The 15,560-nt window shown below is 60.3% G+C and carries 12 protein-coding genes; 3 read left to right on the top strand and 9 right to left on the bottom strand.

What is annotated here, in order from left to right; genetic code table 11:
- Positions 1-30: 30 nt before the first annotated feature.
- The 7 genes from dnaG to RBB32_RS11765 form a co-directional block, all read right to left on the bottom strand.
- Positions 31-1,977: a DNA primase gene (gene dnaG, locus RBB32_RS11795; RefSeq protein WP_306152914.1), complete on the bottom strand. Its 1,947-nt coding sequence runs from the start codon at positions 1,975-1,977 to the stop codon at positions 31-33.
- 53 nt (positions 1,978-2,030) lie between these two features.
- Positions 2,031-2,327 carry a DNA primase gene (locus RBB32_RS11790; RefSeq protein WP_306152913.1) on the bottom strand — a complete coding sequence of 99 codons (297 nt, stop codon included), beginning with the start codon at positions 2,325-2,327 and terminating at the stop codon, positions 2,031-2,033.
- Between the two features lie 97 nt (positions 2,328-2,424).
- On the bottom strand, positions 2,425-2,973 hold the full coding sequence (locus tag RBB32_RS11785; RefSeq protein WP_306152912.1) for a sarcosine oxidase subunit gamma: 549 nt from the start codon (positions 2,971-2,973) through the stop codon (positions 2,425-2,427).
- Positions 2,966-5,896 carry a sarcosine oxidase subunit alpha family protein gene (locus tag RBB32_RS11780; RefSeq protein WP_306152911.1) on the bottom strand — a complete coding sequence of 977 codons (2,931 nt, stop codon included), beginning with the start codon at positions 5,894-5,896 and terminating at the stop codon, positions 2,966-2,968. Before RBB32_RS11780 ends, RBB32_RS11785 begins: the two co-directional genes overlap by 8 nt.
- A complete protein-coding gene (locus RBB32_RS11775) occupies positions 5,893-6,165 on the bottom strand; it encodes a sarcosine oxidase subunit delta (RefSeq protein ID WP_306152910.1) in 273 nt (90 codons plus the stop codon). Before RBB32_RS11775 ends, RBB32_RS11780 begins: the two co-directional genes overlap by 4 nt.
- Before the next feature lie 49 nt (positions 6,166-6,214).
- On the bottom strand, positions 6,215-7,468 hold the full coding sequence (locus tag RBB32_RS11770; RefSeq protein ID WP_306152909.1) for a sarcosine oxidase subunit beta family protein: 1,254 nt from the start codon (positions 7,466-7,468) through the stop codon (positions 6,215-6,217).
- A 120-nt stretch (positions 7,469-7,588) separates the two neighbouring features.
- Positions 7,589-9,019 (bottom strand): Glu/Leu/Phe/Val dehydrogenase, encoded by a 1,431-nt coding sequence (locus tag RBB32_RS11765; RefSeq protein ID WP_306152908.1) that lies wholly within the window; start codon positions 9,017-9,019, stop codon positions 7,589-7,591.
- Between the two features lie 303 nt (positions 9,020-9,322).
- Here RBB32_RS11765 and RBB32_RS11760 point away from each other — a divergent pair, with 303 nt between their 5' ends.
- From RBB32_RS11760 to RBB32_RS11750, 3 genes are read left to right on the top strand one after another with little or no spacing between them, the layout of a single operon-like run.
- Positions 9,323-11,395: a TadE/TadG family type IV pilus assembly protein gene (locus RBB32_RS11760; protein WP_306152907.1), complete on the top strand. Its 2,073-nt coding sequence runs from the start codon at positions 9,323-9,325 to the stop codon at positions 11,393-11,395.
- Positions 11,392-11,925 (top strand): TadE/TadG family type IV pilus assembly protein, encoded by a 534-nt coding sequence (locus RBB32_RS11755; protein WP_306152906.1) that lies wholly within the window; start codon positions 11,392-11,394, stop codon positions 11,923-11,925. Before RBB32_RS11760 ends, RBB32_RS11755 begins: the two co-directional genes overlap by 4 nt.
- 1 nt (position 11,926) lies before the next feature.
- A complete protein-coding gene (locus tag RBB32_RS11750) occupies positions 11,927-12,520 on the top strand; it encodes a TadE/TadG family type IV pilus assembly protein (RefSeq protein WP_306152905.1) in 594 nt (197 codons plus the stop codon).
- Between the two features lie 8 nt (positions 12,521-12,528).
- Here RBB32_RS11750 and RBB32_RS11745 read toward each other — a convergent pair whose 3' ends face one another.
- Together RBB32_RS11745 and RBB32_RS11740 are read right to left on the bottom strand one after the other, a co-directional pair.
- Complete coding sequence (locus RBB32_RS11745; protein WP_306152904.1) at positions 12,529-13,005, bottom strand: hypothetical protein; 477 nt, start codon at positions 13,003-13,005, stop codon at positions 12,529-12,531.
- A 62-nt stretch (positions 13,006-13,067) separates the two neighbouring features.
- The gene (locus RBB32_RS11740; RefSeq protein ID WP_306152903.1) at positions 13,068-15,515 is read right to left on the bottom strand and encodes an FAD-dependent oxidoreductase; all 2,448 of its coding nucleotides are present in this window, start codon (positions 15,513-15,515) and stop codon (positions 13,068-13,070) included.
- Positions 15,516-15,560: the final 45 nt, after the last annotated feature.

The following is a 15,560-nucleotide window of genomic DNA, read 5'->3' as shown; positions in this document are numbered from 1 at the left end:
TTTTCTTACCTAATCCTAGCCAAAAGCCCTTCAATGGCCTGACTTGGAGTATCTGATCCTTTCCAGCAACGCCTCGAAAGCGTCGCGTTCGTCACGACTGATTCGCGCACCGTTGTCGCCAACCTCGTATTCTGCCTTGTCCTCCTGCTGACTGCGCTGTGCCCTATTTCGCGCTTCTGCGGCTTGGCCAAGGCGCCATGTCACCGCTTCGTCAGCCACGCCCGCGATATCCTCGGAGGCCTCGTTCACCTCGGCGGACCACCCCACTTCCGCCTTCAGTTTGGCCAGTTCCTCGGCCACGGTCATGCGGGCCGCTTCATCATCGTCGCGGCGGCGTACAGCAGGCGCTATGGCGACATGGGGCAAGGCCATCAGGGTTTCAAGGGCTTGCCCCCCAATTGCGGCCTCGATCCGGTCGTACAAGGCCGCTCCGCCATCCGGGCCATGGCGCAGGATCAAATCGCGCAGCCGCGCATGATCCGGGTCGGCGCATTCCATTCCTTCAAGGGCATCCTCGAATTCATCACAGATGGACGGGCAACAAATCAGGGTGGCAAGGATCACCGCCTCGCGCATCTGCACGCGAGCCTCATCCCCCGCCGCCACCAGAAGCGAGGTTTTGGTGCTGGCCCGTGCCGTCGGAATGGGCTGCCACTTACCCGGTTTAAAACCGCTTTGCCCACCACTTCGCCGGGGATTGAATAATTGCCAGCGAAGGTCTTTCACCGCCTGCCCATAATGCGCCTTGATCGACGGATCACGGATCAACATGATCTTTTCGCGCAGGGCCTTGTCCAAGGCCGCCTTGCGCTCGGGGCTATCGAAATTACGGCCTTCGGTCTCGCGCTGCCACAAAAGCTGCACCATGGGCATGGCCTCATCCAGCAGCTTTTGAACCGCGCCCGCCCCCTTGGCGCGCAACAGGTCATCGGGGTCTTGGCCTTCAGGCATCAGCACGAACCGCAGGCTTTTACCCGCTTCCAACAGTGGCAAGGCCAGATCAATCACCCGATACGCCGCCCGCAAACCTGCCGTGTCGCCATCAAGGGCCATGATCGGCTCATCCGTGATACGCCAGAGCAGTTGCAACTGATGCTCGGTGACCGCCGTGCCCAAAGGGGCCACCGAGGCCCCGAACCCGGCCTGCGCCAATGCGATCACATCCATATACCCTTCGGCAACAATCAAGGGCTGGCCCTTGCCCGCCGCCTCGCGCGCGGGACCGTGGTGATAAAGCGTGCGGGATTTATCGAACAGCTCGGTCTCGGGTGAGTTGAGGTATTTGGCGTTGTCGTTGGGGTCCATGGCGCGCCCGCCAAAGGCGATGCACCGCCCACGCGGGTCACGGATCGGGAAGATGATCCGGTTGCGGAACGTATCATAGGGCCGCCCGCCCTTCTGGCTGGGCTTGGCAAGCCCCGCATCAAGGATCATCTGATCCTCGACTCCCTTGTTCTTCAGGTGATCCCAAAGGCCCTGCCACGCATCGGCGGCAAAGCCGATTTCAAACCGCTCCTGCGCCGCCTCGTCCAATCCGCGCCCGGCCAGATAGTCACGCGCCGCAGCCCCCGCGCCGGTTTTCAGCGACAGGCGAAAATGCTGCACGGCCATTTCCATGACTTCAATAAGTTGCGTGCGGCGGTCGGCCTTTTCCTGTGCCCTCGGGTCGCGTTCGGGCATCTGCATGCCCGCCTCTTCGGCCAGAATGCGCACCGCCTCCATGAAATCCACGTTCTCGGTTTCGCGGACAAAGGAAATCGCGTCGCCCTTGGCGTGACACCCGAAGCAATAATAAAACCCCTTACGGTCATCGACATGGAAGCTGGCGGTTTTCTCGTGGTGAAACGGGCAAGGCGCCCACATGTCGCCCTTGCCCTGGTTGGATTTGCGGGTGTCCCACATGACCTTTCGCCCGACCACATCGGTCAGCGACAGGCGCGAGCGTAGCTCGTCAAGGAATCCGGGGGGCAAGCTCATATATCCATATATGGGCAAGCCTGCGGAATGGGCAAGCCGGTGAAGTGCAGAGTTTACTGCGCCAAGCAGGCCTTTTCGTAGGTCTGGCCGACCTCTTCGTTCAGCTGGCCTTCCTCAAGAGTATAGACCCAGTTCACGATCGGCTCGACAGCAGGTTTGTAGATCGCCGCGTCGCCCTCCAGGCCATCGCCGATTGTTCCGATGGCCTGTTGCTGGTCCGCACCGCTTGTTCGTTCCGCGACAGCCGAGTCCACGATCTTTGCGGAATTGGCACAAATGCTTGCCTTGTCTTGAGCCGCCAAGGGCGAGGCCAACAGCAGGGCGGGTAGAATTGCGGCAAAGCGGGTCATGGTCACCTCGTCATATCTTGTGTGTCGTTTGGCAATCTAATGCCCGAGGCGTGGAATGAAAGGGGGGTGGCCGGGGAAATGCGCCCCCGCTCTCCCCTCAGCCTTGCCTTGCGGCCACGGCCTGCATCGCGGTTTTGAGGTCATGGACAAGCGTTTCGGCAAAGGCGCGGAACACCATGATCTGATAATTGCCCTCCTCCAGACAAGTGACCGAGGCCTGCATATGCTGAAGCTCGGTTCTTGCTGTTGCTCCGGGGTCAAAAACGCCGGGGCGCAGATCAATGGGCGTCAAACGTGCCAAGACATCGGCAGCCCCGTCGCCTTGCAATCGCACAACGGCCCAAGCATCCGATTGATCGGTCAATGCGGCATGGCTGGCAAGGCCCGGGTCGGCCGCCGTACCTGTCAAAAGCGCCATGCGCGGCCCGAACCAGATGGCGCGCGCATTTCCGCTCTCGGTTACAGAGTTCGGTTCCGGCAAGGTCACCCCATGCGCCGCCTTCATCTCGGTCGACAATGTCGCGTCCTGCCCTTGGAAGGCCGCGACCGAGGTCATCGGTCCGGCCTCGGCCTCACTCAGCCGCAGGGCACCTACCTCAAGCGGCAGCAATCCCTCGCAAGGCGTTCTTGCTTTCAACTCAACCACGCATCCGCCCTCCCTCTGGATCGAACTGCACCGGGCCGCAGACCTCGCACAGGGTCTCGACGCCATTCAGATGATCCACCATGCGGATCACCTCACCATGCCGCGCCCGGCCATTGCGCAGGAAGCCAAGGCCGATATTCGTCTCCAGAACCGGCGAATAGCCGACCGAGGTGACATATCCCTGATCATTCACCCGCACCGCCGCGTCATCGGCGTTGAACAAATGCGCGCCGGCGACCAGCATCTTGACCTCGCCCGCCGGACGCAGGCCGACAAGCTGCTCGCGCTCGGGGCCATTCAGCCCCTCACGCGCGGCGGCGGTCTTCCCGATGCAATCCTTCTTGGCGCTCACCATCCGCTCCATGCCGATGTCAAAGGCCGTCACCCGGCCATGTATTTCGGCATGGGTGATGAACCCTTTTTCAAGCCGCAAGACGTTCAGCGCCTCCATCCCATAAGGTCCGCCGCCCAGGCCCTCGGCGCGGCTGACCAAAGCACGGAAAAGGGCATCGCCATAGCGCGACGGCACGGCGATTTCATAACCATGCTCGCCCGAAAAGGAGATACGGAATAGCCGCCCCTCGACCCCGGCCAGGGTGACAGGTCCGCAGGACATGAAGGGCCACGCCTCATCGCTCAGCGGCGCGTCCAGCAACCCGTTTAGAACCTCGCGCGCCTTCGGCCCGGCAACGGCGAACTGCGCCCATTGTTCGGTGACCGAGGTAAAACGCACGTCCAGATCAGGGCGTAGGGCCTGATGCACGAACTCCAGATGTCGCATCACTTGTCCTGCCGCCGCCGTGGTGGTGGTCATAAGATAGTGGTTTTCACCCAAGCGCGCCGTTGTGCCATCGTCCATCACATGGCCATCCTCGCGCAGCATCAGGCCATAACGCACCCGCCCCACCTTCAGGGTCGAGAACATGTTGGTATAGACGAAATCCAGAAACGCCCCGGCATCCGGCCCCTGAATATCGATCTTGCCAAGGGTCGAAACATCGGCCACGCCCACGGCCTCGCGCACCATGCACACCTCGCGGTCACAGGATTGCCGCCAGTGGGTCTCGCCCTTCTTCGGGAAGTAACTGGGCCGGAACCACAGCCCCGCTTCGATCATCGGTGCCCCGCGCGCGACGCTGGCCTTATGCGAGGTGGTGAAGCGTTCAGGCGCAAAGCCTTTGCCCTGCCCGCCCGCGCCCAAGGCCGCGATCGGCACCGGCACGAAGGGCGGGCGATAGGTGGTCGTGCCCGTTTCGGGAATACCCCGCCCCGTGGCATCGGCCAGCACCGCCAAGGCCCCGATGTTGGAGTTTTTGCCCTGATCGGGTGCCATGCCCTGCGTGGTATAGCGCTTCATATGCTCCACGCTTTGGAAGTTCTCGGTCGCGGCCTGTTTGACGTCCTTCACCGTCACATCGTTCTGGAAATCCAGCCACGCGCGCCCCTTGCCCGGCACCGCCCAAAGCGGCGTGATGTCATAGGTGCTATCCTCGGCGCGCGGCAGGTCAATATCCGGCACCGCATGGCCCAAATCCTGCAACACCTCACGCGCCGCGGCCATTCCGCCTTCAAGGCAGGCGCGGGTCGAAAAATCCCCGCGACAGGCCCCGGCGGTCACCATGCCCGGAATGGCCCCGTCTTGCGGAACGAAGGCCGCGATTTGCTTGTTCCAAGCGGGCCGCCCGTTCATGTGACAGGTCAGGTGCACCGATGGATTCCAGCCACCGGACACCGCCAGCGTATCGGTCTGGATTTTCTCGACCCCGCTGATCGAACTGATCGAGATCGCCTCAACGCCTCGACCGCCATGTACCGCGCTCACCTCGCGGCCCGCATAGAACGGCACATCCAGATCGCATTGCGCATCCTGTCGACTGTCGATCAAGGCACTCACATGCACACCTGCCGCGATCAGGTCGGCGGCGGTGCGATGCGCGCTGTCGTTGTTGCCGAAAACCGCCACGCTGCGCCCCGGGCTGACCCGCCAGCGGTTGACATAAGATCGCACCGCGCCCGCCATCATCACGCCCGGACGGTCGTTGTTGGCAAAGGCAACGGGCCGCTCCAAGGCCCCCGCCGCCAGAACTGCACGTTCGGCCACGATGCGCCAGAAACAGTCGCGCGGCGCACCGGGGCGCATGGCCACATCCGGGGCCAGCCGCTCAAGCGCGCCATAGGTGCCTTGGTCGTAGGCCCCCGTGACCGTGGTCCGGGTCATCACCCGCACATTGGGCATCGCTTGCAACTCGTCGGTCACGGCCTCGGCCCAATCCGCACCACTTTGGCCCCCCACTTCAAGGCGTTCGGCATTGAGCCGCCCGCCGGTGCGCATATCCTCATCGCAAAGGATCACGTCCGCGCCCGCACGCCCCGCCGCCAATGCCGCCATCAGCCCCGCAGGCCCCGCACCGATCACCAGCAAGTCACAATGGGCAAAGGCCTTTTCATAGCGGTCGGTATTGGCCTCCATCGACAAGGCCCCAAGCCCCGCCGCGCGGCGGATGATAGGCTCATACAGCTTTTCCCAAGCCGCCTTGGGCCACATGAAGGTCTTGTAATAAAACCCCGCGCCAAGGAATGGCGCGGCAAGGTCATTCAACGACAGCAGATCAAACCCAAGCGAAGGCCAACAGTTCTGCGGCCGGGCCATCAGGCCCTCGAAAAGTTCCACCGTGGTCGCCCGCACGTTCGGGTCCTGCGCCGGACCAAGGCCAAGGGTGACAAGGGCATTGGGCTCCTCGCTGCCTGCCGTCATGATCCCGCGCGGGCGGTGATATTTGAACGACCGCGCCACCATCCGCCGGTCATTGGCCAAAAGCGCCGAGGCCAGCGTATCGCCCTTTAGCCCCTCGTATTCCACCCCGTCGAACCGAAACTTGATCGGGCGGCTGCGGTCGATCTGACCATCTCCTGCAAGTCTCATGCGCCCGCCTCCTTGGCGCCACGCGCCAACTCACAACTCAAAATCTCATGCGTGACGGTATTGCGGGTCACGACCACCCAAGCGCCACAGCCGGTTTCGTGATACCAAAGATCACGGGTCACACCCGCCGGGTTGTCACGGTTGTGGATGTAGTCATCCCATGCCGCCTCACCAGCCTCGGGGTCGGGCCGATCCAAAGCGACAGCATCGCCCTGATAATAAAACTCGCGCCGGTCGCGCTCTCCGCAATAGGGGCAGGTGATCCTCATGCCGCGCTCTCCCAACTCATCCGCTTTGTGCAAATACCCATGTCGCGCCTCAATGCAGGTTGTGCTGCATGCCGGTGCCTTCTTCGTCCATCAGGCCCCGGCCCGTGCGGAACCGGTCCAGACGAAAGCGCGCCGCCGGGTCGTGATGCCGGTCCGTGGCCACCAGATGCGCCATGCTGAACCCCGATCCCGGCACCGCCTTGAACCCACCATAGCACCAGCCCGCATCCAGATAGAGGCCCTCGACCCCGGTCTTGTCGATGATGGGCGACCCATCGGGCGTCATGTCCATGATCCCGCCCCAACTGCGCAAGACCTTGGCCTTGCCGATGGCGGGCATCAGGGTCATCCCCGCCTCCATCACATGCTCAACCATCGGCAGGTTGCCGCGCGCAGCGTAGGAGGCATAGAAATCCAGGTCCCCGCCAAACACCAGCCCGCCCTTGTCCGACTGGCTGATATAGAAATGCCCCATCCCGAAGCTGACCACATGGTCGATACAGGGCTTCAACCCCTCGGTCACGAAGGCCTGCAAGACATGGCTTTCGATCGGCAGGCGCATGCCCGCCATCTGCGCCACTTGGCTGGACCGGCCCGCAACGATGATCGCCACCTTCTTGGCCTTGATCGCCCCGCGCGTGGTCTCCACGCCCTTCACGACACCACCCTCGATATCAATGCCGGTGACTTCGCAGTTCTGGATCAGGTCCACGCCCCGCTCGCTCGCCCCCCGGGCATATCCCCAGGCGACGGCATCGTGCCGCGCCGTGCCGGCGCGACGCTGCAACAAGCCCCCGTAGATGGGAAATCGCGCTTGGTCATAGTCCAGATAAGGCAGCATCCGCTTGAGGTCCGCCACGCTGAGCAGTTCGGCATCGTCCCCTTGGTTACGAATGGCATTGCCCCGCCGGATCGCCGCATCCCGCTGTGCATCCGAGTGGAACAATCCGATCTGCCCGCGTTGCGAATGCATGACGTTATAGTTCAGGTCTTCTTCCAGACCTTCCCACAGTTTCAGCGAATGACTGTAGAATTCCGAGTTTCCCGGCAGGAAGTAATTGGCCCGCACGATGGTCGTGTTCCGCCCCACGTTGCCGCCGCCAAGATACCCCTTTTCAAGCACCGCGACATTGGTGATGCCATGCTCCTTGGCAAGGTAATAGGCGGTCGAAAGGCCATGCCCGCCGCCACCGATGATCACCACGTCATAGGCATCCTTGGGCGTCGCATCGCGCCAATGCGCCTGCCAGCCCTTGTTGCCTGTAAGCCCCTCTTTCAGAACGCGCAAACCGGAAAAGCGCATCGACATCTCCCTCATAGGTCGGGCTGGAGTGAACCAAGCCTTCCCCGGAATAGCAACGGGGGGCGCGACCGCCCCCCAAGTTTTTCGACAGGTTCTTGTCTACGGGCGACCCCGTGGGCGTTACAGCCCCAAGGCGCGATAGCTGGCGGCAACCTTGTCGATAGACACCAGATAGGCCGCGGTACGCAGGTCTTCGCAATCGCCCCGCTCGTGCCAGACTTCGCGCATGGATTGATAGGCCGTGCGCATCGTGTCATCGAGGCCCGAACGTACAAGTTCCAATTCATCGGCCCCGCGCAGGTACTTTTCCTTGAAGTCGGGCGACATGGACCAAGAACTGCCCAGATGTTCATCCAGCTTGTGCAGTTCGTTCACGATCAATTCGTGCCGCGCCTCCTCCTGTCGGCGCCCCATCCGGCCAAAGCGGATATGGCTCAGGTTCTTGACCCATTCGAAATAAGAAACGGTCACACCCCCGGCGTTGGCATACATGTCGGGGATAATCACCGCCCCTTTCTCGCGCAACACGGCATCAGCCCCGGCCGTCACCGGGCCATTCGCGGCCTCGATGATCAACGGCGCCTTGATATTCTCGGCATTGCCCAGATTGATCACCCCTTCAAGCGCCGCCGGGATCAGGATGTCGCAGTCATGCTCAAGATATTTCGAGCCATCCTTGATATACTTGCCCGACGGATAGCCATCAACGCCCCCGTGCTTGACGATCCAGTTGCGAATGTCCTCTACATCAAGGCCATTCTCATCCATCAGGCCGCCGTCACGTTCGATAATCGCCGTGATCTTGCACCCGTCTTCTTCCGACAGGAACTTCGCGGCGTGAAAGCCCACGTTACCAAGCCCTTGAACCACGACACGCTTGCCGTCGAGCTTGCCACTCAACCCGGCCTTTTTCACATCTTCCGGGTGGCGGAAGAATTCGCGCAGGGCGTATTGCACACCCCGGCCCGTGGCCTCGGTCCGGCCCTGGATACCGCCCGCGTTCACCGGCTTGCCCGTCACACAGGCGCGCGCGTTGATGTCGGTGGTGTTCATCCGCCGGTATTGATCCGCGATCCAGGCCATCTCACGCTCGCCGGTGCCCATATCGGGTGCAGGCACGTTCTGGCTGGGATGAATCAGGTCGCGCTTGGCCAGTTCATAGGCAAACCGCCGGGTGATACGCTCAAGTTCGTGCTCATCCCATTCACGCGGATCCACACAAAGCCCACCCTTCGAGCCCCCGAAAGGCGCTTCCACAAGGGCACATTTGTAAGTCATCAGCGCGGCCAGGGCCTCGACCTCGTCCTGATTGACCGCGGTGGAATACCGTATCCCGCCCTTCACAGGCTCCATATGTTCCGAATGAACACTGCGATAGCCGGTGAACGTATGAATCTGCCCGCGCAGGCGCACGCCGAAACGCACGGTGTAGGTAGCATTGCAAACCCGGATCTTTTCCTCCAGCCCCGGCGGCAGATCCATCAGCGAAACCGCGCGGTTGAACATCAGATCCACGCTTTCACGAAAAGTCGGTTCCTTGGTCTTTGTCATGTTGGTCTCCCGGGTATTGGCTGGTCTTGTCGCCAGTTCTGGTCGCAATGGTTACGTTCCAGTATCGTTAAAGCATGCGACAATTTTGTCCACCCACAGCGGGCAAAGCCACGAATTTTTACTGAAACGAAACTGATTGTGGCCGGCACTTCGACAATCACCAGACTTCTCAACAATCGTCACCGTATGGTTGCCCTTCCGCCACGTTCTTTCCCAATTTGGCCCTAATTCCGCCACCTGTCCGGTTAATAAATCGCCAGTTAATTCCGTGCTTTGGGGCTAGTCCGTCCTGAGAGGTATCAAATGCTGACGAATGAAATGAAACCGAACAACGCGTTGTTCAAAGTCGTACAGTCACCGCTGCAATCGCTCAAGCGTTTGCGCCACGACGAAGATGGCGCCATGACGATCATGACGTTCTTCATCTTGATGCTGATGTTGATGATGGGCGGCATCGGGGTCGACGTCATGCGCCAAGAAATGCACCGCGCCAAGTTGCAGGCCAATCTTGATGCTGCCGTTCTGGCCGCGGCCTCGGCACCTTATCCAAGTGGACTTGACGAAGACGGGCGCAGCGAAGCCGCGGAAAACCTCGTCAAGGACCACTTCAAGAAAGCAGGGCTGGAAGACTATCTCAACACCTTCAAGGAAGGCGATGTGCGGATTACCGCAACCACGTCCAAGGTCACTGCATCCGCCAACCAAACACTCGATACCCACCTGATGCGCCTTTCGGGCGTGAAAGAACTCGAGGCCGCAGGCCTGTCAACGGCCCAGACCGGCGTTCAACAGCTTGAGATCGCGTTGGTGATCGACGTGTCCGGCTCCATGGCCTCGGGCTCATGGAACGAATCGCGTCTTGATGCCGTCAAAAGCGCAGCCAAGGAATTCGTGACGCAGATCATCGATAATTCCGGCGGTCATGTCGCGATTTCGATCGTGCCCTACAGCTTCAACAGTGCACCGCAAAAGGCGCTCTACGACGCCCTGAACGCAAACACGACGCACCATTATTCGCGTTGTCTCACGTTCCACGAAGACGATTTCGAAGATGCCTACATCGATCCCAACCGCGCCTATGCGCAAACCATCTATACATCCGTGGATTATTCAAGCTGGAACAACGCCGATTTCGGCACGGTGGGCGAAGGCAATGTGCTTAATAGTTCTTCAAGCGCCTATAACGCATCGTGTTATGCCGACCCGCGCTTCGAAATCCTTGCCTACTCCAGCGATGAAGCCGACCTGCACGACAAGATCGACGCACTGGCACCGGCGGGGGGGACATCCTCGGAAATGGGGGTCAAATGGGGTGCGGCTCTCTTGGATCCGAAGTTTAGCTCGGTAGGGAACGCGTTGAAAACCAACGCACAGACCATTCCGCTGACCGATGAAAACGGCGTCTTGACCGGCACCCGCAACATGACGGTCAATAGCGCCCTCACGACAATACCCGAGGATTACAATAGCTCACGTGCCATGAAGATCATGATCATCATGGGCGACGGCGCCAACTCGAACAGTTATGTTTTGGAAGACCCCAACAGGCTTCTGGACCCCGATGTTCCCGAAAACCATGCGAGCAACGATTACCGTGGGCCTAATTCCAACCTGTATCTTCTGAACGAACCGCGTGCCGCGGAAACCGAAATGGTGTTCGTCCGCGCCGTCCATGTCTATGGTTATACATCAGATCAGGAATGGCGGTGTTCGCGCTATTGGTACTGGTCCTGCGAATATGAGGAGGTGGAAGTTTCAGGCGCCGGTCCTGGTTTGCCCGAACCGTCTTTCTATCTCTATTCGCCAACGCGCAACCGGTATCTCAGGCTCGATCCCGAGGATGATTTCGCGACCGGGGAAGAATTCACTCCATCCGAATTCAATGACAAGATCGAAGATCTGCCCGAACACACTGGCATCCTTTCGGATCTTTCCGGAAACTTCGACGTGGCCGTAGACACCTTCGATCTGGCCGAGGAAACCATTGATAAGGTTGAAGAAAACTACGCAGAGGAAGGGGACAAATTCTACGAGCGCTTCTCGTGGGAGGAAGCCTGGGGCTTGATGACACCCTATGAATACGCCGATATCACCGGCGATTGGGGCGCATACGATCAGTACAATTCTCGATCCAGAAACCGCCTGACCAGCGACGAAAAGAACGCGCGCATGGTCGATGTCTGCGACGCCGCGAATAAAGAGCGCGTGCGAATCTACACCATCGCCTTCGAATTGGGCGAAGAAGACAGCGCCTCGGAGGAACTCGAGAAATGTGCTACCATCTCGGCCAATCACTATAACTCGACCAAGCTCAACATCAGTCAGACCTTCGGCTCGATCGCGGCGAATGTCCTTTCACTCAAGTTGACCCAATGACACAGCGTTTCAATGCATTGCTCCGCCGGTTCCGGCGTGACACGTCGGGCTCTGTGAAGCTGGAGTTCGTACTTGTCGTGCCCTTGTTCCTGTCGTTCCTGCTATTCTCCATCGAACTGGGGTTCATCACCTTGCGCAGTACGCTTTTGTCGCGCGGCCTTGATATGACGGTGCGTGAGATTCGCCTGACCACGGGGGCCGAATGGACACACGATGAAATCAAGGAAAAGGTCTGCGCCAATGCCGGTCTGCTAAGGGAGTGCGACAGCATGCTCCGGTTGGAAATGCGCAGAAAGAGCATTCGCGAATACAGCTCGCTGGGCGATGATGTGGATTGCACGGACCGGGCCGAGGAAACCCATCCCGTGATGTTCCAATCCGGCGGCGCAAACGAGCTGATGGTTCTGCGGGCGTGCTATAAATTCGATCCGTTCTGGAACAACGCCTTCATGGGCGAACAGCTCGAGTTGGATTCCAGCGGCGATGCCAGCATCGTCGCCATGACAGCCTTCGTGCAGGAGCCCCGGTAAGATGTTGATTCAGCGCTTTAAAACCCTGCTGCGCCGACTGCGCAAGGATATGCACGGCGCGGTCGTTGTGGAAAGCATGATCGCCTTGCCGTTGCTCTTCTGGGTGACGATGGCCAGTTTCGAATTTTACGAGGTCCACAGGTACAAAGCCGTACGTGAAAAGGCGACCTATACCGTCGCCGACATGATCTCGCGCGAAGGGTGCCAGATCACCAGGAACTACCTTGATAAAACTTTCGTCCTTTACAATGACATGTTGCGCGACAGAGGTGCGAACCAGATCCGGTTTACCGTCGTCGAATATGACGGAAGCAATGACAAGTACGAGGTTAAGTGGTCATTCCTGCGCGGCGATGGCGACCTTGAAAGTTTACCTTCGGGCGAACTTGCCAACGGGGATGAAATCCTGCCCGCCCTGTCATCGGGGCAGCAGATAATCCTTGTCGAAACCTTCTCGACCTACAAACCTTACTTCCGGGTTGGAATGGGCAACTCGATCGACATGGAAACACGTATTTTCATTTCACCCCGCTTTGTGCCCAAAGTCGACTACAAGTCGGCCCTCGAAGCGGGCGATTGCGAAGATGCCGTATGAAGGATGTGCTATCCTTGTCGCTGATGCATCAAGGCGGCAAGGATTTCGGCCATTGCCTTCGACTGTGACCCCGGCGTCACGCCGCCGATCCCCACGCGCCGCCCAAGGCACCACCAAAGGCCCGGTTCCCAACGGGCCTTTTTCCTGACGCTCAGCCTCATCAAAAAACCGTTCGACGGCTTGAAGGCGAAAAAACCTCGGTCCAGATGCTCGATCTCTTCGACCCGCGCGATCACGGTGCCATCGGTGCTACGCAATTCCTCGCGCGTAAGCTCCAGAACCGCCGCCGTGGCAAGGCGCATCCGGTTGGCCAGGTAAAGCGAAGCGGCACCGAACACGATCAGGACCATCTGCCAGCCAAAATGCTCGGGCGGGCGGGCCATGGCCACATAGACCAGGATCAACCCAAGCCCACCCATCGACACAACGCCCAAGACGCGCCGCGCAGGCGAGGCCGAAATACGCGCCAGAACCTCATCGTCCATCATCACACTCCCAATCCGTTGCCCCGGGCCATAGCCCGAACAGGCACCGATTGCGAGGGGGATTAGCCGCGCATCCGTTCGGATGCCGGGTCATACATCGGCTTCAGGCTTGCTTCTGCCGCCACGCGCGTGCCCGCCACGTCGATCTCATAGCTCGAGGTCAGAACATCCGCCGCACTCTCGCCCTCGCACGGCACGTAGCCAAGCCCGATGGCCCCACCCAAATGATGCCCGTAGTTGCCTGAACTCAGGTAACCCACGATTTGCCCGTCCCTGAGGATCGGCTCATTGTGATACAGCATCGGCTCGGGGTCGCTCAGCCGGAATTGCACCATGCGATGGCGCAATCCCTCGTCGCGCTTGCGCTCTACCGCCGCGCGGCCAATGAAATCGGGTTTGGTCTTCGACACGGCAAAGCCAAGCCCCGCTTCCAGAACATGATCCTCGCAGGTGATGTCATGGCCGAAATGCCGAAAGCCTTTTTCGATCCGGCAGCTATCCATCACATGCATCCCGCAAAGTTTCAGGTCATGCGCCTGCCCGGCCTCCATCAATGTCTCGAAAACATGGCCGCACATATCGGCGCTCACATAGATTTCCCAGCCAAGCTCACCCACGTAAGACACCCGATGCGCCCGCGCGAGGCCCATACCGATCTCGATCTGGCGGGCCTGCCCAAAGGGGTGCGCGGCATTGCTGAAATCATTGGGCGACACGGCCTGCATCACCTCTCGCGCGCGCGGACCCATGACAGCCAGAACCCCCTCGCCCGCCGTCACATCGGTGATCACCACCATGCGTTCGCCCAGATGGCGGCGCAGCCATGTTTCATCGGCCAGCCGCGTCGCCGCAGGCGTGACCACCAGATAGGCGGTTTCCGACAGGCGGGCGACGGTGACATCCGCCTCGATCCCGCCACGCTCGTTCAGGAACTGGGTATAGACGATCTTGCCCACCGGCACGCTCATATCCGCGCCGCAAACATGGTTGAGGAATCCTTCGGCCTCCGGCCCCTCAACCCGCAATTTGCCGAAACTCGACATATCATACATGCCCACCCGGCCCCGGATCGCGGCATGCTCGGACGCGGCATTCTCAAACCAATTCTGCCGTTTCCAGCTATACTGGTATTCCCGTTCCTGCCCCGGCTTGGCGAACCAGTTGGCCCGCTCCCACCCGGCCATCTCGCCCATGACCGCGCCCTGCTCCAGAAGCTGCGCATGGAACGGCGTGCGCCGCACACCGCGCGCCGTGGCCTTTTGCCGGTAGGGGTAGTGGTCGGCATAAAGCAACCCCAAGGTCTCAGTCGACCGATCCACCAAATACCGCTTGTTGCCTTGGAAGGGCTGCATCCGGGCAATATCCACATCGCCCAGATCGAAAGGTTTCGCGCCATCCTCCATCCATTGCGCCAGCGCCATGCCCGCGCCGCCCGCGCTTTGGATACCGATGGAGTTGAACCCGGCCGCGACCCAGACATTCTCCATCTCGGGGCAACGCCCAAGGTGATAGGCATCGTCGGGCGTGAAACTTTCCGGCCCGTTAAAGAACGTGTGAATCCCCGCCTCGCCCAGCATCGGCATCCGGTTCACCGCCCATTCAAGGATCGGCTCAAAGTGGTCGAAATCCTCGGGCAGTTGGTCAAATTCGAAATCCTCGGGGATGCCATGCATCCCCCATGGTTTGGAATTGGGCTCGAACGCGCCCAGCATCATCTTGCCCGCATCTTCCTTGTAATAGGCACATTCATCCGGCACCCGCAGGACCGGAAGCTGGCTCAACCCCTCGATAGGTTCCGAGACAATGTAGAAATGCTCACAGGCCTGAAGCGGCACATTGGTGCCCAGCATCCGGCCCACCTCGTGGCCCCACATGCCCGCGCAATTGACCACCATCTCGGCCTCGATATGACCCTCGGCCCCATCCTCGGCCTGCCAATCGAGGCCGGTGATCCGTTGGCCGCTGCGCGCCACTCCGGCCACTTTCACACGTTCTTTGATGACCGCGCCCCGCTGCCGCGCGCCCTTGGCCAAGGCAAGCGCGATATTGGCCGGGTCGCCCTGCCCGTCCTTGTCGAGGTAAACCGCGCCTTTGACGCCTTCGATATTGAGATGCGGATACTTGGCCTGCACCTCTGCCGGGCTGATTTCCTCGACATCCACGCCAAAGGCGCGGGCCATGGCGGCTTGACGGTAGATCTCCTCGCGGCGTTCCTCGGTCAGGGCCACGGTGATCGACCCCACCCGCTTGAATCCCGTGGCAACGCCGGTTTCCTCTTCCAGGTTGCCGTAAAGCTCTTGCGAATATTTGGCGAGCTTGGTCATATTCGCCGTCGCCCGAAGCTGCGCAATCAGCCCTGCGGCATGCCATGTAGTGCCGCTGGTCAACTGCTTGCGCTCCAGCAAGACGACATCTGTCCAGCCCAGCTTGGCCAGGTGATAGGCCACCGAGCAGCCCACCACACCACCACCGATGATGACCACGCGGGCCTTTTGCGGAAGTTCAGCCATTTTTATCCTCGTCGCGTCTTGGTTTCATGTCTCGGATCGCTGTCG

Origin of the sequence: Roseovarius sp. MMSF_3281, assembly GCF_030733685.1 — a bacterium.
Lineage (GTDB): Bacteria > Pseudomonadota > Alphaproteobacteria > Rhodobacterales > Rhodobacteraceae > Roseovarius.
This window is presented reverse-complemented; position numbering and strand designations above follow the sequence as displayed.